16 protein-coding genes are annotated in these 19,496 nt (G+C 71.4%); 7 read left to right on the top strand and 9 right to left on the bottom strand.

Annotated features, from left to right (window positions below):
- From FVE25_RS10290 to FVE25_RS10275, 4 genes are all read right to left on the bottom strand, one after another.
- Nucleotides 1-303, bottom strand: a complete 303-nt coding sequence (locus FVE25_RS10290) for a DUF5709 domain-containing protein (protein ID WP_157246173.1) — start codon at nt 301-303, stop codon at nt 1-3.
- Nucleotides 304-333: 30 nt separating this feature from the next.
- Nucleotides 334-1,872, bottom strand: a complete 1,539-nt coding sequence (locus FVE25_RS10285; protein ID WP_157246172.1) for a gamma-glutamyltransferase family protein — start codon at nt 1,870-1,872, stop codon at nt 334-336.
- A gap of 25 nt (nt 1,873-1,897) precedes the next feature.
- Nucleotides 1,898-3,298, bottom strand: coding sequence for an alpha/beta hydrolase (locus tag FVE25_RS10280; protein ID WP_157246171.1), 1,401 nt, complete (start codon nt 3,296-3,298; stop codon nt 1,898-1,900).
- A 79-nt stretch (nt 3,299-3,377) separates the two neighbouring features.
- The gene (locus FVE25_RS10275; protein ID WP_281367837.1) at nt 3,378-5,111 is read right to left on the bottom strand and encodes an ABC transporter ATP-binding protein; all 1,734 of its coding nucleotides are present in this window, start codon (nt 5,109-5,111) and stop codon (nt 3,378-3,380) included.
- 78 nt (nt 5,112-5,189) lie between these two features.
- Here FVE25_RS10275 and FVE25_RS10270 point away from each other — a divergent pair, with 78 nt between their 5' ends.
- Complete coding sequence (locus tag FVE25_RS10270; RefSeq protein WP_157246170.1) at nt 5,190-5,606, top strand: MarR family winged helix-turn-helix transcriptional regulator; 417 nt, start codon at nt 5,190-5,192, stop codon at nt 5,604-5,606.
- Here the strand turns inward: FVE25_RS10270 and FVE25_RS10265 are convergent.
- Together FVE25_RS10265 and FVE25_RS10260 are read right to left on the bottom strand one after the other, a co-directional pair.
- Nucleotides 5,571-6,482 (bottom strand): amidohydrolase family protein, encoded by a 912-nt coding sequence (locus FVE25_RS10265; RefSeq protein ID WP_157246169.1) that lies wholly within the window; start codon nt 6,480-6,482, stop codon nt 5,571-5,573. The two genes, FVE25_RS10270 and FVE25_RS10265, sit on opposite strands and share 36 nt — an antisense overlap.
- Nucleotides 6,483-6,684: 202 nt before the next feature.
- Complete coding sequence (locus tag FVE25_RS10260; protein ID WP_157246168.1) at nt 6,685-7,827, bottom strand: PucR family transcriptional regulator; 1,143 nt, start codon at nt 7,825-7,827, stop codon at nt 6,685-6,687.
- A 100-nt stretch (nt 7,828-7,927) separates the two neighbouring features.
- Between FVE25_RS10260 and FVE25_RS10255 the strand changes: the two genes are divergently transcribed.
- Together FVE25_RS10255 and FVE25_RS53770 are read left to right on the top strand one after the other, a co-directional pair.
- On the top strand, nt 7,928-10,036 hold the full coding sequence (locus FVE25_RS10255) for a M6 family metalloprotease domain-containing protein (RefSeq protein ID WP_246266883.1): 2,109 nt from the start codon (nt 7,928-7,930) through the stop codon (nt 10,034-10,036).
- 129 nt (nt 10,037-10,165) lie between these two features.
- Entirely contained in the window at nt 10,166-12,643 is a 2,478-nt protein-coding gene (locus FVE25_RS53770) for a tetratricopeptide repeat protein (protein WP_181019520.1), read from the top strand.
- Here the strand turns inward: FVE25_RS53770 and FVE25_RS10245 are convergent.
- Entirely contained in the window at nt 12,624-13,496 is an 873-nt protein-coding gene (locus tag FVE25_RS10245; protein ID WP_157246167.1) for a hypothetical protein, read from the bottom strand. The genes FVE25_RS53770 and FVE25_RS10245 overlap by 20 nt on opposite strands.
- Before the next feature lie 52 nt (nt 13,497-13,548).
- On the opposite strand from FVE25_RS10245, the gene FVE25_RS10240 reads away from it, so the two are divergent.
- Nucleotides 13,549-14,331 carry a tyrosine-protein phosphatase gene (locus FVE25_RS10240; RefSeq protein ID WP_157246166.1) on the top strand — a complete coding sequence of 261 codons (783 nt, stop codon included), beginning with the start codon at nt 13,549-13,551 and terminating at the stop codon, nt 14,329-14,331.
- A 15-nt stretch (nt 14,332-14,346) separates the two neighbouring features.
- On the opposite strand, the gene FVE25_RS10235 is transcribed toward FVE25_RS10240, so the two are convergent.
- Nucleotides 14,347-15,387 carry a Gfo/Idh/MocA family protein gene (locus tag FVE25_RS10235; protein ID WP_157246165.1) on the bottom strand — a complete coding sequence of 347 codons (1,041 nt, stop codon included), beginning with the start codon at nt 15,385-15,387 and terminating at the stop codon, nt 14,347-14,349.
- Between the two features lie 14 nt (nt 15,388-15,401).
- Nucleotides 15,402-16,304, bottom strand: coding sequence for a proteasome assembly chaperone family protein (locus tag FVE25_RS10230; protein WP_157246164.1), 903 nt, complete (start codon nt 16,302-16,304; stop codon nt 15,402-15,404).
- A gap of 86 nt (nt 16,305-16,390) precedes the next feature.
- On the opposite strand from FVE25_RS10230, the gene FVE25_RS10225 reads away from it, so the two are divergent.
- The 3 genes from FVE25_RS10225 (at nt 16,391) to FVE25_RS10215 (ending at nt 19,494) form a co-directional block, all read left to right on the top strand.
- Nucleotides 16,391-16,771, top strand: a complete 381-nt coding sequence (locus tag FVE25_RS10225) for an ankyrin repeat domain-containing protein (protein ID WP_157246163.1) — start codon at nt 16,391-16,393, stop codon at nt 16,769-16,771.
- Between the two features lie 246 nt (nt 16,772-17,017).
- Nucleotides 17,018-18,343 carry a cytochrome P450 gene (locus tag FVE25_RS10220; protein ID WP_157246162.1) on the top strand — a complete coding sequence of 442 codons (1,326 nt, stop codon included), beginning with the start codon at nt 17,018-17,020 and terminating at the stop codon, nt 18,341-18,343.
- A 35-nt stretch (nt 18,344-18,378) separates the two neighbouring features.
- Nucleotides 18,379-19,494: a terpene synthase family protein gene (locus tag FVE25_RS10215; protein ID WP_157246161.1), complete on the top strand. Its 1,116-nt coding sequence runs from the start codon at nt 18,379-18,381 to the stop codon at nt 19,492-19,494.
- Nucleotides 19,495-19,496 lie beyond the last annotated feature (2 nt).

Genomic DNA, 19,496 nt, shown 5'->3' with positions numbered 1-19,496 from the left:
TCAGCGGTCGGGTTCGATGTGGATGGCGCGTTCCTCGGCAGAGAGGTCCGCGCCCGCCTCGTCACCCCAGTCCTCGCCCACTTCCTCGTCGTCCTCGTCGGGCCCGAGCCCTTCGTCGGGCGCGGTGAGCCGGTGCCCGGCGCGCGGGTCGCGCTCCGGGCCGTCGGGCAGCTCCCGCCGCAGCCGCTCGCCGAGCGTGTCGCCGCGTGCCGGGTCGTCCTCGCGGATCTCGTGGTTCAGGCCGAGGTCGTCGGTCCACTCCTGGACCTCGATCTCCTGCTCGTCGCTGTATCCATCTTTCATACGCGCTTCCCTACCCGGGAGCGGCGCAGGTCAACGACCTATCGCGGCGCCGATCAGGGAGCGCGGGTCGGCCGCCCCGGCCAGCGTGCCGTCCGGCCGTACGTCGATGAGGTGCGCGTGGCCGAACCCGGTGCCGTACGGCCGGCGGGCGACCGGGTGGCCCAGCGCCTCCAGCCCGTCGGGCCAGTGGGTGCCCTCCTCGACCTCCACGACGCTCTCGTCGGGCGCGTCCCAGGTGTCGAAGCCGGTGGTGCCGCCGAGCTTCCAGCGGGGCGCGGAGACGGCCTCGCCGGGCGCCTGGCCGTACCGCAGCAGCCGGGTGACGACCTGCAGCAGGATCTGCGGTTGCGCGTCGCCGCCCATGGTGCCGACGACCGAGCGCAGCGAGCCGTCGGGGCGGGTGATGAGGGCGGGCGTGAGCGTGTGCGGTGGCCTGCGGCCGGGCGCGTACTCGGCCGGATGCCCCGGCGTCAGCGAGAAGCCGATGCCGCGGTTGTGGAGGTTGATCCCGGTGCGCGGCTCGAAGACCATGCTGCCGAATCCCGACGCGTTCGACTGGATGAGCGAGACGCCCATGCCCTGCTCGTCCACGGCGCACAGATAGGTGGTGTCGCCGTCGGCGGCGGGGGCGGCGAGCCTGACGCGCGCGGACGGGTTCACCAGCGCCCGCCGCCGCGCGATCTCGTGCTCGCCGAGCAGGTCCTTGGCGTCCTCGTGCAGTACGGCGAGGCGGTCGTGCCCGGCGACCCGGGCGGCCTCGGTGAGCAGGTGCGCCCACGCCGAGCGGCCGGGCTCCACCGGCAGGTCCAGGCCGTCGGCGATGCCGAGCGCGAGCAGGAGCAGGTAGCCCTGGGAGTTGGGCGGCGCGGACCAGACGTCGTGGCCGAAGGCGCGCACGCGCAGCGGCTCCACCCAGTCGGCGTTGACCCGGGCCAGGTCGGCTTCGAGGTATTCGCCGGCGCCCGTCTCGAGCAGTCCTTGCCCGAACTCGCCGAGGTAGAAGCCGTCGCGCCCGGATGCGGCGATCGCCTTCAGCGTGCGGGCCACGCCCGGCCGGGTGACCAGGTCGCCCGCGGCGCCGGCGGATGCGAAGTCGCCGCCGCCCGGCCGCTGGGCCGCGGCCCTGGCCCCGGCCAGCATGAGCGGGGAGGCGGGGAAACCGCCCTCGGCCAGCCGGATCGCCGGGGCGAGCACGTCGGCCAGCGGCAGCCTGCCGTACCTGCCGTGCAGGGCCGTCCAGCCGTCCACGCAGCCGGGCACCGGGACGGACCTGATGTCGTGCAGGTGCGGCATCCGGGTGTGCCCTTCTGCGCGCAGCCGCGCGGCGTCGGCGCCGGACCCGGCCCGCCCGGAGGCGTTCAACGTGGCGACCCGGCCGTCGTGGACGAGGGCGAACAGGTCGCCGCCCAGGCCGCACATGTGCGGCGCGGTGACGGTGAGCACGGCGTTGGTGGCGATGGCGGCGTCGGCCGCGGAGCCGCCCCGGTCGAGCATGGTGATCCCGGCCGAGGAGGCGAGGTGGTCCACGCTGCACACCATGCCGGAGCGGGCATATCTGGTGTTCTGCACCCATAGAGGGTACGCCCGGTCGAGGTCAGCAGGGCCGGGCCGGCATGGTCCCGTCGAACAGGTAGCTGTCGATCGCCCGTTTCGCGCAGTCGTTGTTGCCGTAGGCCGTGTGGTCCTTGCCCTCCACCTTCAGGAGGGTGGCGTTGGCCAGGTTCTCGTTGAGGAACTGGGCGTCGCCGTACGAGGTGATGGGGTCCTCCGTGGTGCCGACGAGCAGGATCGGCGGGGTGGCCGGCGGCACCCAGGGATCGGGGCCCGGGTTGGCGGGCCAGCCTTGACAGCCGGCCGAGTCCCAGGCGATCCAGCTGCCGAACAGGTCCGAGGCATCGTGGATCGCGGCGCCGTCCTTCACGATGCGCTGCGGGTCGATCCGGGCCGGGGTGTCGGCGCAGTTGACGGCCAGACGGGCGTCGATCTCGCCGGGCGCCTGCATGGCCACCGCCGCGTCGTAGAGCGGCTGGCCGTCGCCGCGCATCAGCGCCCGCACCGCCTCGCGCAGGTCCGGCCAGGAGCCGGTGTCGTAGAGGTGGCCGACGATCCCGATGATGGCCCGGCTGTCGTCGAGCTGCCCGCCCTTCACCCGCAGCGGCCGGAAGTCGAGGTCGTCGATGATGTTGTCCAGTTCGACGGCCGGGTCCAGGAAGACCTTGCCGAGCGGGCAGCCGCGGCGGCGCTGCACGCAGTCCCGGGTGAAGGCGTCGAAGGCGTCCTGCATCGCCTGGATGCCGCTGAGGAGCGAGTCGAGGTGGTAGGCGCCGATGGCGCCGGCGGCGGGGGAGTCGAGCACCATGCGCCCGACCCGGCCGGGGTGGACCCGGCTGTAGTCGGCGCCCAGTTGCCCGCCGTAGGACCAGCCGAGGTAGGTCAGGCGCTCCTCGCCGAGGGCGGATCGGATGATGTCGAGGTCGTTGGCGGCGGCCCGGGTGGTCAGGTGGGGCATCAGCCAGCCGAAGCGCCGCTCGCACTGGGTGAACTGCTCGCGCTGCGCGGCGACGAACCGGGCCTGTTCCTGCGGGGTCTCGGGCGTCTGGTCGGCGGCGAACACGGGAGCCGTCTCGCCGGGCTCACGGCAGACCAGAGCCGTGCTGGACCCGGCGCCCCGAGGGTCGAAGGCGACGATGTCGTAGCGCTCGCGCAACTCGGTGAAGAGCCCGGGCCCCTCGGCCAGGGCGGCGACGCTCGAGATGCCGGGACCGCCGTAGTTGACCACCAGCGTGCCGATCCGGCGGGCCGGATCGGTGGCGGACAGGCGGGCCAGCGCGATCTCGAGGGTGGGGCTGCCGGGCGCGTCGTGGTCCAGCGGCACCTTCACGGTCGCGCACTGCGGGCCGCCCAGGCAGTGCACCCACTCAAGGACCTGCCCGGCATATCCGACGGGACGGCTGATCAGGTAGAGGTAGCCCCAGACCGCAGCCAGCACCAACACCGCGCTGATTTTGCGTCTCAAAGCACCCCCGATGCACGGGCGCTGAAATGTCCGGAAGACGATCTTATCTCAGTACTTTTCAGGCCAGAACGACGTCGCTGTCGCGCGACACCAGCGCCGCGTACGCGCCGCCCAGCGCCAGAAGGTCCTCGTGCGTGCCCAGCTCCACCACCCGGCCGCCGTCGAGCACGGCGATCTGGCCGGCGTCGCGGACCGTCGAGAGGCGGTGCGCGATGGTGATCGTGGTACGGCCGGCCGCCAGGTCGTCCAATGCCTCCTGGACGGCGTGCTCGGTCTGGGTGTCCAGCGCGCTGGTGGCCTCGTCCAGGATGAGGACCGGCGGGTTGCGCAGCAGGGTGCGGGCGATGGCCAGGCGCTGCTTCTCGCCGCCGGAGAAACGGTACCCGCGCTCGCCCACCACGGTGTCGTAGCCGTCGGGCAGGGCGGCGATGTGGTCGTGGATCCGCGCCGCGCGGGCGGCCGCCACGAGTTCCTCCTCGGTGGCGTCCGGCTTGGCGAACCGCAGGTTCTCCGCGATCGAGGTGTGGAAGAGGTAGGTCTCCTGGGAGACCACGCCTACGGTCTCGGCCAGCGCCTCGAAGGTGAGCTCGCGCACGTCCACGCCGTCGATGGTGACCCGGCCGCCGTCCACGTCGTACAGGCGGGGGAGCAGGTAACTGAGCGTCGTCTTGCCCGATCCGGTCTCGCCCACCACGGCCAGGCTGGTGCCCGCGGGGACGGTCAGATCGACCCCGGTCAAGGTGGGCGCCTCGCCGTACGAGAAGGTGACGTTCTCGAAGCGCACGTCGCCGCGGGGGCGCTCCAGCGCGCGGGGGCCGGGGGTGATGTCCACGGGCAGGTCGAGGTACTCGAAGATGCGCCCGAACAGCGCCAGCGAGCTCTGCACCTCCACGCCCGTGCGCAGCAGCGAGACGGTCGGCCGGAACAGGCCGGCCTGCAGGGTGGTGAAGGCCACGACGGTGCCGATGGAGACCACGGAGGTCATCCCGGAGACCCAGTAGATCAGCGCCGGCATCGCGGCCATGACGATCTGGATCGTGGACTGGCGCCAGCGTCCGGCCATGCTCGACTGCACGCCGAGGTCGGCCAGTTCGCCGGAGGCTTCGGTGAAGCGGCGGGTGAGCTCGGGGGACTGGCCCATCGTGCGGCCGAGCAGGATGCCGCTGACCGACAGCGACTCCTGCACCATCGACGACATGACGGCCAGCTTGCGCTGCCGCTGGGCGGTGATGCGCTTGCGCTCGTCGCCGACCTTCCGGCTGATCCACACGAAGACGGGCAGCAGCGTCAGGGAGGCGAGGGTCAGCCGCCAGTCCAGGACGAGCATCGCGACGACGCTGGCCACCACGGTGGTGAGGTTGGAGACGATCGAGGTCGCGGTGCTGGTCACCACCGACTGCATGCCGCCGATGTCGTTGGCCAGGCGTGACTGCACCTCGCCGGTGCGCGTGCGGGTGAAGAAGGCCAGGGACATGCGCTGCAGGTGGGCGTAGACCCGGGTGCGCAGGTCGTGCATGACGCGCTGGCCGACGGTCGTGGAGATCAGCGTCTGCAGGACGTCGAAGACGCTCGTGGCCACGGCGACGGCCAGCATGCCGAGGACGAGCAGGGACAGCAGGGAGAGGTCGCGCTGGGGGATGGCCGCGTCCAGGACCTCGCGCAGGAGGAACGGCGAGGCCAGGCCGACCAGCGAGGACAGGGCGATGAGGCCGAGGACCACGCCCAGGCGGCCGTGGTAGGGGCGGAAGAGCCGGATGATGCGCCGCATGGGCGCTCGGGGTTCCTCTGTCACGAGGCTCCTTTCAGATGTTCGCTCAAACGGAGGTTACCTCATAATTATTTCCATCAACAGTGAGATAAGCTCAGGCCCGTGGAGGACGCCGCCGAACTGCTGGAACTCGTGCACCGGATCAGCCACCGCTTCCGGCGCGGCTACCGGGCCCGCCTGGAGCCGCTCGGGCTGAGCCCGGGCCAGGCCAGGGCGCTGAAGGTGCTCATGGAGGCGGGCGAGCCGCTGCGCATGGTGCGCCTGGCCGAGGCCCTGCGCATCGCGCCGCGCTCGGTGACGCCGGTGGTGGACGCGCTGGAGGAATCGGGGCTGGTCAGGCGGGAGGTGGATCCGGCCAACCGGCGTTCGACGCTGCTCGTGCTGACCGACGCGGGCCACGCCGCCTTCGGGCAGGTGAAGAAGGTGCGGGCCGAGGTGGCCGCGGAGTTGTTCGCCCCCCTGCCGCCGGAGCGGCGGGAGGCGCTACGCGAGCTGCTCGCTCTGGTCGACGAGCCCTGACGCGCTGACGGGCGGAACGGGCGGGGCGCCGCCGGCGACCGTGCCCAGGCACGGCGGCCCGGCCAGCAGCGCGGCGTAGGGGTAACGCCCGCGGGCGTCGAAGACGGCGAGGTCGGCCCGCGCCCCGGGGGCGAGGGCGCCGAGCCGTCCCGCTCCGGTGTCCATGCCCAGCGCCCGGGCCCCGCCCAGCGTGGCCGCGTCGACGAGGCGGCGATCCAGGCCCGTGGCCCGCGCCCCGCGGCCGCGCGCGTGCTCGCGCAGCTTCGCGGCCTGGCCCAGCAGGCTCCCGCCGCCACGGCTGCCGAGTGCGATCGGGTTGCCCTCGTCCAGGAGGGCCAGGGCGTCCTCGGGCCGCAGCGCCGGGCAGATGGCGACGACGCTCTTGCGCAGGCGCAGCAGCTTGCGCTCGCCGGGAGTGAGGCCGCAGGCGCAGGCGACGTGACAGTGCGGGCCGAGTGCCCCGGCCTCGTCGAGGGTGGTGACGGAATGGCGCTCGAGGTCGACGAGAATGCGCAGCCCGAAGGTCCGGGCCAGGACGGCGAGATCTTCGAGGACGACGAGATCACCGGTGTGCGCCGCGATCCCCACCGCGCCAGGGACATCAACCTCGCGAATCGCAGTAATCAGAGCATCTCTTCCAATATCCTCCCATTCCTCCTCTGATTCCGATCGGACCGCGATATAGGTGACACCGCCCAGCGCCACGGAACAGCCGGGCTCGGCCACGACGGTGGCGGCGGCGGTGACGCCGGGCGCGGGAGGGGAGGCGGGGAAGCAGGCGTCGACCAGGCCGGGGGTGATCATCCCAGGCCAGCGGGTCTCGGCGGCGTGCGGGAAGGCCGACAGGACGGTGGCGCGCGAGCCGGCCCGGAGCACCCGATCGCCACGGACGGCGACGGCCCCCTCGCGGATCGGTTCTTCACATATCGGCAAAACTATCGGTGCGGAATGCACTATCACCGGTGGCGCAGGCGTGCGGCTTCGAAGGACTCGTCCGGCTCGCGCTGCAGGTGGCATCAACTCTCCCGTCGAAATCTTCCCTTTTGGCATTAAACGGCAGCCCACGTAGCCCATGCAATCAGACACGGGGGCGATATCTGCCAGAAAGCCGAGCCAATTTCAGGCCAAGATGGAGTGCCAGGCGCTCCCCGCCATCCTTGAGATCGGTCTGGGCCAGCTCCTCCACCCGCTGTAACCGGTAGTACAGCGAGGTCCGGTGCAGGCGCAGCGCCTTGGCGGTGGCCACCGCGCTCCCGGCGAGATCGAGATACGTCTCCAGCGTCTCCAGCAGGGGCAGGTGTTGCGGATCGGCCAGGAGGTGCTCGAGCCCGGGATGCAACTCGTGGTCGGGCAGCCGGGTCAGCAGCCGGTAGACCCCCAGCCGCGCCCACTCGGCCGACGGCCCGAGACCGGGCACCCGGGCCGCCGCCTCGGCCGCGTGCAGCGCCTCGGTGTAGGACCCCGCCGCCTCGGCCAGCTCGGGCCGGGTCCGCCCGATCCCCACCACCACGGGTACGGCCAGCGCCGCGTGCACCTCCTCGGCCGGGATCGCGGGGCCGGCGACGAGCAGCACGCCGTGGTCGTACCGGACCAGATGCAGCGGATGGTGCACGGACAACCGGCGGCGCAACGCCAGCAGCCCCTGCTCCAGCGCCATCCGCAGTTGCTCGCCGGGTTCGGCGGCGGCCGGCCTGGCCACGAGCACGGTGACCGGCTGGCCCTGGGGGAAGGCGCCGGCCTCGATGAGCTGCCGGGCGGCGTCACGCTGGCCGAGCAGCACCCCGGTGACGGCCTCCAGCTCCCGGTGGGAGGCGAGCTCGCTGGCCAGGCTCTCGTGGTAGAGCGCCAGGGCCAGCATCGGGACCGCGGCCGCGGCCAGGGCGACCTCCTCCTCGGTCATCTCCGGCTCGGCGTCGATGAACCAGACGAAACCCAGCAGGGCGCTGCCGTGCCGTACCGGGACGCAGACGCGGGGGAGCAGGCCGAGGCAGGGCGCGCCCGGGGTGCGCAGCGGGCCGGCGGCGTCGAGGATGCCGGCGGCGCGTAACCAGGAGCGCACCTCGGGGGTGGTGTGGCGGCGCAGGATGGAGTCGCGGCGGATGTCGTCCATCGCGCCGCTCTGCTCGGTGTAGGCGACCACCCGCTGCAGCCGGTCCTCCAGAAGGAGGGGCCGGTCGAGGCGGGCGGCGAGGTCGTCCACGATGCGTTGAAGATCAGCCACCAGCCACCTGGACTTTCCGACATTTGTCGGATGAAATGCTAGGGCTCTTCCCTACAACTGATCGGTGATCTCCGTCAATAAGGTCTATAGCGTCCAAAACGTGAGAATCCCGAAGAAGCTGCTTAAGGGCCTGTTAGCCGGGGTCGTGCTGATCCCGCTGGCCTGGACAGCCACCCCCGCTTCAGCAGACCCCTCAGCTGACCCAGAACACCCCTGGCGGCAGGACCACTGGCCGCAGACCCAGCCGTGGCAGCGCGACGAGCCCGCGGACGCGCAGGCGCTGCGATCGCGGCCAGCCGACGGCCCGCTCCGCCCGATCGACCCGCAGAACTGGGAAAACCCCGACCACATGACGTGGGCCGACTACAAGAAGCCTCCCGGCACCAACTGGAACGACCCGAACGTCAAGGGCTCCAAGCGCACCTTCAAGGGCGCGCTGGTCCTGCTGGACTACCCGAACCAGCCGTTCGTCGTCACCCAGCCCAAGGGCTCGACGATCTACCGCAACCCCAGCGCCGAGGCCCACGACATCCCGCGCACCGAGGTCGCCAAGTTCTACCAGGACTTCCTCAACACCCCGAACGCCCTCAACAGGGGGCACACCATCCACGAGTACTGGATGGAGGACTCCGGCGGACGCTACGGCGTCGAGCTCACCGGCTTCGGCCCCTACGCGATGACCGGCAAGGACCACGAGTACGCCATGGAGTTCCAGGCCGGCACCGGCTGCCCCGCCGGCGACTCGTGCAACAAGAACCTGCGCACCGAGGGCAACGCCCTGTGGATCGGCGACATCGGTCCCGAGGAGGCCGCCAAGTTCGACTTCATCTTCTACCTGAGCGCCGGCCAGGACGAGTCGTCCACCTGGCAGGAGTTCGGCATGATGAAGTTCCCCCTGAAGGAGGACGTGCCGGACGAGTGGGGCCCGCCCGACCCCGCCCTGCCCAACTGGGTCAGGACCCGCTACGTCGAATGGACCTCCTGGCAGGCCGGCTCCAACTTCTGGCCCAACGCCCGCTTCGGCGTCGACTCCGTGCAGGCCGAAAGCTCCGGCATGGCCGTCTACGCCCACGAGCTCAGCCACATCCTGGGCATCGCCGACAACTACAACAACCCGTACGGCGTGCCGGCCAGACGGGCCTACACCGGCATCTGGGAGATGCTCAGCCGCGGCAGCTTCAACGGCCCCGGCGGACCGCACAGCCGCTGGCTGATCCCGCCCACCTCCGGCGCCTCCATGGGCGCCCAACACATGCTCCGCAACAAGATCAAGCTGGAGATGGTCGACGAGGCCAACGTCCTGCGCCTGTCGCGCGAGGCCCTCGACGACTCCGGCCTGGTCACGGCGCGGATCACCGCGCGGGCCGTCCAGCCGGGCACGAACGGCCTGGCCGGGATCAACCTGCAGTTCGACACCGGTGACAAGGCGCCCGCCTGCGACGTCACCCGCGACCCGCTGTGCGACGGCGGCGGCTACGAGAACTACACCGTGGAGGTCGTCGACCGCCTGGGCACCGACTCCTTCACCCCCGACTCCGGCGTCCTGCTGGCCAAGACCAAGAACGAGGACCGGGCTCCGTTCGAGTGGGTGATCGACGCCAACCCGCAGGACATCGGCATGACCGACTACGTCCTGCCCGACGGCACCAAGGTCCCGATCACGGTCGGCGACTACCGCCAGCTGTCCGACGCGCTCTTCCACGCCGGCACCGACTCCGGCAGCGAGTACGAGTTCGTCGACCAGGCCAACCGCCTGCACTTCTACGTCACCGACGTCCAGCGGGACCGCAAGGGCGTCCTGTCCTACACGGTCGCCGTCCGCTCCCTCGACGGCGCCGGGCCGCAGAAGCGCGGCGTGAAGGTGCTGCCCAGCATCGGCCTCCCGGCCGGCAAGGGCATCTCCACCTGCAAGTTCCCGCTGCTCAACACCGGCAGGCGCGCCCCGGCCGCGGGCCGGCACCCCGAGGACGTCAGCGCCTACCTCAACGGCGACGTCTACCGGCTCAGCGCCCAGGTCGAGGGCCGCGGCTGGCGTACCCAGCTGCCCAACGCCCTGGCCGCGGTGGACGCCGGCCGGAACGAGACCGTCTCGGTCAACGCGGTGCGCGCGGACGGCGGCAGCCGCATCGCGCGGGTCAAGCTCACCGCCACCTCCGAGAGCGACCCGTCCAAGACGGCGACGGCCACCTGCCTCGTGGGCGGCGTCTGATCCACTGATGGGGTACGGCGGCGCCTGCCGTACCCCATCAGCCCACTGGCGCGAGACCCGGGAAATCAGCTTGAATCACCCCTAAGGGGGTGCTCTTTGACCGGTCCGAACCGGCTTCCTGACGAACCCGTGTCCGAACCCAAACCCAGGCGGCGCAGGGTAATCCTGGCCGCGCCCGTCGCGGCGGGCATCGCGGCCGCGGCGGCGAGCATTCTGGCCGCCTCTCTCGAATGGGACATCCCGCCCATCGCCCGGATCGGCGTCTCCGCGACCGCCGCGCTCCTGGTCGGCCTGACCACGTGGGCCACCACCGAGGGCGCGGCCGGGCGGACGCGCCGGCGGCGGCTCAGCGCCGCGCCCGACGCCGGCACCCGCGCCCCCGACCAGTGGCCGCCGGTGCCCGAGCACTTCACCGGCCGCGCCGAGTCGCTGACCGAGCTGCGCGCGGCCTTCTCCCGGCGCAGGAAGCCGGGCGAGCCGCCGCTCGTCGCCTCCGTGTACGGCAGGGGCGGCGTCGGCAAGTCCGCCCTCATGGCCCGCTTCGGGCAGGAGGTGGCCGGCGGCTTCCCCGACGGCAGGCTCTACGCCGACCTGCGCGGCGTGGGCCCGGAAGAGGTGCTGATCGGCTTCCTGCGAGCCCTCGGCGTCCGCCTGACCACCGACCCCGGCGGCATGGAGGAGCTGCGCAAGCTCTGGCTCACCTGGACCAAGGACCGGCGCATCCTCATCGGCCTGGACAACGCCGACAGCGGCGAGCAGGTCAAGCCGCTGCTGCCGGCCGACCCCGGCTGCGCGGTGATCGTCACCTCGCGCCACCCGCTCTACCTGATGAACGCGGTCGACTTCCAGCTCCCGGTCTTCAGCGAGGCCCAGAGCGTGGAACTGCTGGCGAGGCTGGCCGGCGGCGCCCGGATCGTGGACGATCTGGAGTCGGCCAAGAAGATCGTGGGCATCTGCGACCACCTGCCGCTGGCGATCAGCATCTGCGGCGCCCGGCTGGCCACCCGCGCCACCTGGTCCTTACGCGAGCTGGCCAAGCGGCTGGCCGACGAGCGCCGCCGCCTGGACCAGCTCGAACTCGCGCCGCGGGTGGACAAGAGCGTGCGCGCCTCGGTGCAGCTCAGCTACGACGACTGCACCGGCATCCAGCGCCGCCTGCTGCGCCTGATGGCCGGGCTGTCGGCCCCGGACGTGCCCGGCTGGGTGGCCGGGGCGCTGCTCGACACCTCCGAGCTCGACGGCGGCGACCAGCTCGAGGCGCTGGTCGACGCCCAGCTCGCCGAGTGCTCGGGCACCGGCCAGACCGGCGAGATGCGCTACCGCCTGCACGACCTGGTGCGGCTGTTCGCCGCCGAGATGGACGAGGAGCGCCTGCTGCCCGCGCTGGAGCGGGTGCTGACCGGCTACCGGCAGCGCGCCGAGAGCGCCGCGCAGGACCGCTGGCCGCAGGACTGGAGCAAGGGCGGCCGCCGTACCAGTGCCGCCGGTCAGTCGCAGGCCGCCGACTGGCTCAACGCCGAGCGCCTCAGCATGGTCGCCATGATCCACCACGCCCGCGACCGTGAGCTGTGGGAGCTGACCTGGGGCCTGGCCCGCGCCTTCTGCTCCCTGTGCCACTCCCTGCGCGCCTTCTGGGCCGACTGGCGGGCCGTCGCCGACATCGGCCGCGACGCCGCGCTGCGCACCGGCGACCGCCGCGCCTACGGCATCGCCCTCATGGACCGGGCGGCCGTGGCCGCCGGCGGCAGCACCGCCGAGGCCGAGACCGCCCTGGAGATCTTCACCGAGCTCGGCGAGTCCTGGTGGGCCGCCCGGGCGATGCGCACGATCGGCATGATCCGCTACTCCGGCGGCAACCTCGACCGCGCCCAGGACTACCTGCTGTCGGCCATCGCCGGATTCAGGGACGTCGACGACGTGTGGTGGCTGGCCCGCACCCAGCGCAACCTCGCCGAGCTGCGCCTGGCGGAACGCCGCCCCGAGGAGGCCCGCGACCTGCTGGAGGAGTCGCTGGCCGTCTTCGAGCGCGAGGGCAACCGCTACTCCGAGGCGCAGACGCTCCGGGTGTACGGCGAGGCCCTGGCCGCCCAGGCTCGCGGCCTGCGCAGGGAGGGCGAGGCCAGAGCCGCCCAGGACCACTTCACCCGGGCCGGCCTCAGCCTGGATCGGGCCACGGAGATGTTCAAGCAGCGCGGCGAGATGTGGGAGGTGGCCCGCTGCCTGCGCTCGGCCGGCGAGGTGGGCAACCCGGCCAACGTCCTGGTCGAGCTGGACCACGTGCGCGAGTCGGGCGAGATCCTGGCCATGCTCGGCGACGCCTGGGGCGTGGCCAGGAGCGCCCAGTCGGCCGGTCGGGTGCTGGGCCGCATGGGCCGGGCGCGTGAGGCCGAGGAGGAGTTGCGCCGCGCCTACGCCGCCTTCGAGGAGCTGGGCGAGCGCTGGCGGATGGCGCAGTGCCTGCGGTACCTGGGCGAGGCGCACCTGGACGCGGGCGCGCGCGAGCCCGCCGTACGGACGCTGGAGGAGGCCAGGGCGCTCTACCGCAGCCTGGGCAACGAGGCCGGCATGCGCAGGACCCTGGAACTGCTCAGGAGAGCGGAGTCCTGAGCAGCTCGCCGGCGGTCTGCCTGGCCTGGGCGATGCTCTCCTCGAAGAGTTTGCGCACGTGCTCGGCCTGGGTGGCCAGTTCCCTGATGTGCCTGCGGGCCAGGTCGTCGCGGACGGTGTCGGCGATCAGGCGCTGGTAGTCGGGCGTCCGGTCGGCCAGCGCCTGCAGCCTCTGGTGGGCGTGGAAGACCTCGTCGGCCTTGAGGACCTGCATCGCGTACTCCTCCAGGCGGCGCACCCGCTTGGACAACGAGGTCCAGGCGGCGTCCAGCGCGGTGCTGTACGGCTTGAAGGCGTCCTCCAGGGCCGAGGGCAGCATCTGGGGCACGATCCGGTCGTGCTCGGCGTGCATGCGCGACAGCTTCGCCAGCCGGCTGCCGATCTGCCACACCTCCTCCGGCATCGACACCCGGTTGTTGACCGCGTCGAGCATCCCGGCCCGCTGCACGTCCGAGGCGAGGATCGTGTGCACCGCGTCCTGCGCCCGGCGCAGCAGCCGCTGGCAGGGATAGTCCAGGTCGCTCGGGAGCACGTAGTGGTCGGCGTGGGCGCGGGCCAGTTCCAGGCGCCGCCGTACCGTGCGCTTGGACAGGTCGGAGGCGGACCACCCGAGCAGCGCGATCAGCGTCATGCCGATGCCGGCCACGACCATGCCCGTCGCGCCGGTCAGCACCAGCATCAGCAGGAGGAACCCGGGCAGCACGACGAGCAGCGCGGGGCTGAAGGTGCGTTCCACGCTCTTCCCTCTTCTGGCCATGGTCAGCACGTCCGGGCTGGCCGCCAGCTCGGCGGAGACGTGGGCCGGCAGGTGCGGGTCGATCACCAGCCGCGGGGGAAGAGCTCGCGGATCCATACGTTCATGTTGCGTTATGAACGGAGAATTCGCTCACATATAGGTTGGTGAGATGAACAGCTGGATTGATCTACAAGGTGCAGTCAACGCCCGTGACCTGGGCGGGTTGCCCACCAAGGACGGCCGGACCACCCGTCCAGGCCGGATCTTCCGCTCCGACAATCTGCAGGGGCTCACCGGCGGCGACATCGCGCGGCTGGTCGGGGAGCTCAAGCTCAGGCACATCGTGGACCTGCGCTCGCACGCCGAAGTGGCGCTGGAGGGGCCCGGCCCGCTGACCCGCGTGGCCGAGGTGACCCACCACAACCACAGTTTCTTCGCCGAAGGCGGCGAGCACACCGACGCCGAGGCCGACTCCATCGACGCCGACAAGGTGCTGCCCTGGCAGGAGCGCCGGCTGGACGAGGAACTGCGCGTCAGCGGCTTCTACTACGGCTACCTGCGCGACCGGCCCGACTCGGTCGTGGGGGCACTGCGCGCGCTGGCGCTGGACGACGGCGCGGCGATCGTCCACTGCGCGGCGGGAAAGGACCGCACCGGCGTGGTCTGCGCGCTGGCCCTGGAGGTGGCCGAGGTGACCAGGGAGGCGATCGTGGCCGACTACGTGGCCACCGGCGAGCGCATGGAGAAGGTGCTGGCCCGCCTGCGCGCCAGCGCCACCTACCGGGACGACCTCGACTCGCGTCCCGCCGACGACCACATGCCGCGCCCGCAGTACCTGGAGCAGTTCCTGGGCGTGCTCGACGACCGCTTCGGAGGCCCGCTGGAGTGGCTGCGCGCGCACGGCTGGACCGACCAGGACGGCGCCGCCCTGCGCGCCCGGCTGCTCGGCTGACCCGCCGGCCGGGTCTCACGACAGATGGCTCACCGTGCCCTGCTCGGCCGACAGGCGGGCCGCCTCGATCACCCGCAGCACCGCCACCACGCCGGCCGGGTCCACCGGGGGCGGCCCGCCGGCCCGCAGCGCCGTCTCGACGCCGCGGTAGAAGTCGAGGTACGCGCCGGGGAGCGTGGGCAGCGGGCGATGCCCCTCGGCGGTGCCGATCTCGCCCCAGCGCCCCTCCGGCTCCTCGCCGAAACCGGGCTCGTCCGGGGTACGGCCGGCGCGCAGGCGGTCCTCCTGGACGTCCAGGCCGTCCTTGACGTAGGCGCCGGCCGAGCCGAGCACCCGGAAGCGCGGGCCCGGCCGGGCGGCGACCGCGCTCATCCACAGATGGGAGCGCACGCCGCTCTCGTGGCCGAGCGCCACGAAGGTGTCGTCGTCGGAGCCCACACCCGGACGGCGGGCCGCGCTCTCGGCGTAGACGGTGCGCACCGGGCCGAACAGCTCGAGGGCCTGGTCGATGAGATGGCTGCCCAGGTCGTAGAGCAGGCCGCCGATCTCCTGGGCGCCGCCGGACTCGCGCCAGCCGCCCTTGGGCTCCGGCCGCCAGCGCTCGAATCGGGACTCGAACCTGGTCACCTCGCCGAGCGCGCCCTCCTCCAGCAGCGCGCGCAGGGTGCGGAAGTCACCGTCCCAGCGGCGGTTCTGGAAGACGGTCAGCATCCGGTCGCGCTCCCGCGCCAGCGCCACCAACCGCCGCGCCTCCTCGGCCGTGGCGGCCAGCGGCTTGTCCACGATCACCGGCAGGCCGAGAGCCAGCGCCTCGGTGGCCAGCGGGACGTGCGTGCGGTTCGGGGAGGCGACGACCACCAGATCGCACCGCTGGAACACCTGCTCGGCGTCGGGCAGCGCGGCCGCGCCGTACCTCTGCCCGGCCTCGGCGGCGCGCTCGGGATCGCGGGTGACCACGGCGGCCAGGCGCAGCCCCGGCGTGGCGTGGATCAGCGGGCCGTGGAAGAACCGCCCGGCGGGGCCGTAGCCGATCAGGCCAACCTGGATGTCGTCCATGGCCCCCAGGTTACTTAGAGATCTTCGTCACGCTCGGCCAGGAAACGCTCGAACTGCGCCGCCAGCTCATCGCCCGTCGGCATCGCGGACGGCTCGGCCAGCAGGCTCTCCTTGCCGGCCCCTGCCGCGAAGGCGTCGTACTGCTGCTCGAGCCCGGTGATCGCGCTGGACAGCTCGGCCGAGCCGCTGATCTGCTCCTCGATCTCCACGTTGGTGCGCTCGGCCGCGTCGCGCAGCGCGTCCATCGGGAAGACCAGGCCGGTGCCGCGGGTGACGGCCTCCAGGGCGGTGACCGCCGAGTGGGGGTACTCGGCCTGCGAGAGGTAGTGCGGCACGTGGACGGCGTAGCCCACGGCGTCGTGACCCTTGCCGCCCAGGCGGTACTCCAGCAGCGCTGCGACGCTGCCCGGCACCTGGACCCGGCCGAAGTTGCTGCTCTGCGGGCCGATGAGCTCGGGGCGGCTGGCGTGCATGGTGATGCCGAGCGGCCGGGTGTGCGGCACGGCCATGGGGATGCCGTGCACGGTGACGATCTTGTTCACCTTGAGGCGCTCGATCAGCGACCCCACGGCCCTGGCGAACAACTCCCACTCGCGGTCCGGCTCGGGGCCGCTGAGCACGAGGAACGGGGTGCCGGTGGCGTCGGTCGTCAGGTAGACGGCCAGCTCGGGGCTCTCGCAGTCCACCCACTTGTCGGTGTCGAAGGTCATGATGGGCCGGCGGGAGCGGTAGTCCAGGAGGCGGTCCACGTCGAACGTGGCCACGACCCGGTGCTCCAGCTCGGCCAGGAGGTGGCCCAGCGCCAGTCGTCCGGCGCCACCCGCATCGACGAAACCATCGAAGTGGTACAGCAGCACCGGATCAGCCAGCTCGGGCACATCGTCGGCGAGCTCGTAGAGATCCGTCGGGTCGAACACGTTGGACAGCCTTTCCCTTAGGTACTCTCTCCAGCAACCTACGGCGGGCCGGAACGATTCCGTGCACGGCACCCTATCGAGGCAGAATGGGCTCCATGGACGGGGACCCGCAGCTCGAAGAGTTCGCCACGAGGATGTTCGGCCTGGCCAGGGCCGGTGACACGGAGACGTTGCGGGCGTACGTGGCGGCCGGGCTTCCGGTCAACCTCGCCAACGGCAAGGGCGACACCCTGCTCATGCTGGCCGCCTACCACGGGCACGCGGAGACCGTGCGCATGCTGGCCGAGCTGGGCGCCGACCCCGGCCGGCAGAACGACCGCGGGCAGACGCCGCTGGCGGGCGCGGTGTTCAAGAAGGAGCGGGACGTGGTGACGATTCTGCTCGAGGCGGGGGCGGATCCGGGTGAGGGGACCCCGTCCGCGATCGACACGGCCCGCCTGTTCGGGACCGAGGACTGGCTGGCGTAGACCGCCCTCACTTTCACAGGCAGTCATCCATCGCCCACTCGTGGTCAGCGATGCGGTCAGCCACGCTGCGCAACTATCCGTTTACGTAGCTAACTACTATCCCTGTGCCAGAACCGACGTTCATCGCATTGACATGCACAATCGTTCTGTGTGCCAATAAACGGTATATCCATCCGATAGGCGAAAGTAGGTTCAAAAAGCCACTTAAAGTACATCCCTTTCCTGCGCATACAAGGGAAAAGTCGTATGGCTGTCCACGCACCGCCCGCGTCCGGCAAGCTGCCTCTACTGGGGCACATCCCCGCCCTGGCGCTCCACCGGCTCTCCTTCATCGAGAGCGTCCGCCATGAGGGTCCCGTCCTGCGGATCCACCTCGGCCGTACTCCCACCTACCTCGTCAACGACTACCGGCTCTACCGCGAGGCATTCGGCGACCTCGGCACGGTCTATGCCCGTGGCCGGTTCTTCCGGAAGCTCGTGCCCCTGCTCGGCAACGGCCTCGGCACCTCCGACGGCCCCTTCCACATGAGGCAGCGCCGGATGGTCCAGCCTGCCTTCCATCCCGCCAAACCCGCCTACGACGCCGCGCGGCTGCTGGAGGTCGTCGACAACCAGACCGCCTCCTGGCGGCCGGGCACGACCGTGGACCTGGCCAGGGAGATGGACCGCCTGGGCGTCGCGGTCATCACGAAGGCGCTGTTCTCCGCCAGCAGCGCCGTCGGCGAGGTCCGCGCCGTCCAGGAGTCGATCGCCGACTTCATGGTCGGCGTCGGCATCAGGACCGTCGCCCCGGACCTGGTCGAAAGGCTGCCCCTCCCGGTCAACCGGCGCTTCGAGGCCGCCAGTGATCGACTGGAGCGTGCCATTCGCACCGTGATCGCGACCTACCGGAAGGAGGGGGACGACCATCACGACATCCTGTCCATGCTCATGGCGGCACGGGACGCCGAAGGCCGTCCCATGTCCGACCGGGAACTGCGCGACGAGGTCCTCTCCCTCGTGGTCGCCGGCGGCGACACCACGGGCCACGTGCTCGGGTGGGCCTTCCACGAGATCGCCCGCCACCCGGACGTCGAGCGCGAGCTGCACGACGAGCTGCGCAACGTCCTCTCCGGGCGCGCGGTGACCACCGACGACCTGCCCAAACTCACCTACCTCCAGCGCGTCATCAAGGAATGCCTGCGGTTGCGCAACCCCGGCTGGATCATGATGCGGCGCGCCACCAAGGACGTCCGGCTGGGCCAGTACGCCATCCCCGAAGGGGCCGAGCTGATGGTCAGCGGCACGTCGATGCTGCGCGACCCCGCCCTGTGGCCGCGGCCGGACCGGTTCGACCCGGACCGATGGCTGCCGGAGCGGGCCAAGGAAGTGCCTCGCGAGGCATACGTGCCGTTCGGGGTCGGCACCAGGCAGTGCGCGGGCGAGCATCTGTCGCGCATGACCATGGCCGTGGTCCTGGCCACCATCCCGGCCCGCTTCCGGTTCCGTCCGGTGCCGGGGCACCGGGTCAAGGAGGTGCCGCTGGGCACCATGTCCGCCAACGCGCTTCCGATGACCTTGGAAGCACGGTGAACACTGCGCGACGACCCCTCCTGGAAGTGAATGCCTTGACCGAGACCATCCCCGCACCGTTCGTGTCCGTGCCGTCCTTCTACTGCCCGTTCCCCTACGCGATCTCCCCGGAGGCCGCTGACGTCGATCGGCGCACCATCCAGTGGATGGACGATTTCGGACTGTTCCGCAGCGCTACGCAGCGCGACTACCTCGCCACCCAGAAGGTGGGTTACTTCGCATCCCTGACCATGCCACACGGTTTCGGCGAGGGCTTGCAGGCGGCCAGCGACCAGCTCTTCTGGCTGTTCACGTTCGACGACATGTACTGCGACGAGCGAGTGGGGGACTCCTCGCTCGACGACCTGATCCAGCTCCTGGGCCGGCTCGCCCGCATTCTGGAGGCCCCCAACGCCAGGATGCTGCCGGACAACCCGTGGGCCGAGGGACTGCGCGACCTCAGGCTCCGGCTCGACCGGCACGCCACTCCGCTGCAGACGGCGCGATGGGTCGAGGAGCTGCGCAAATATCTGTTCGGCCTGATCTGGGAGGCCACCAACCGCACGGCCAGCCGGATCCCCACGCTCAACGACTACGTGGCCATGTGGCTCAACGTCACCGCCACCGCCCCCAGCCTGATGTTCATCGACATCAGCGCCCACTACGAGGTCCCGGCCGAGGACATGGCCAGCCCGGCGGTCCGCGCGCTCACCGAGATGGCCAACATGCTCGTCGGCTGGGACAACGACATCATCTCGTTCAACAAGGAAGCCTTCAGGAAGGACCGGTACGGCTACGCCGAGCTCCAGAACCTGGTGACCGTCCTGGCCCACCAGAACCAGATCCCCATCGAGTCGGCCCTGGCCGAGGCGATGGCCATGCGCGACCGGCTCATGGCCCGCTTCCTGCGCCTGAGCATCGAGGTCCGGACCCGCTCCGGGCCTGAGCTCTCGCGCTACGTCTACGGGCTCGGCGAGTGGGTGCGCGGCTACCTGGAATGGAGCATGATCACCGACCGCTACGGCGACCCCCGTAACCCGGGCGACGCCGTACAGACCGCTCGCATCCCGATGCCGCGCACCTGGAAGCAGCATCCGGCCAACGACAACCAGGATCCGCTGCCCGTCACCGCGATCAGCTGGTGGTGGGAGCCCTTCGAGGCGCGGAGATAGGC

Origin of the sequence: Nonomuraea typhae (assembly GCF_009760925.1) — a bacterium.
Classification (GTDB): domain Bacteria; phylum Actinomycetota; class Actinomycetes; order Streptosporangiales; family Streptosporangiaceae; genus Nonomuraea; species Nonomuraea typhae.
Note: the sequence above shows the minus strand (reverse complement) of the source record. Positions and strands in the feature narration are given on the sequence as shown.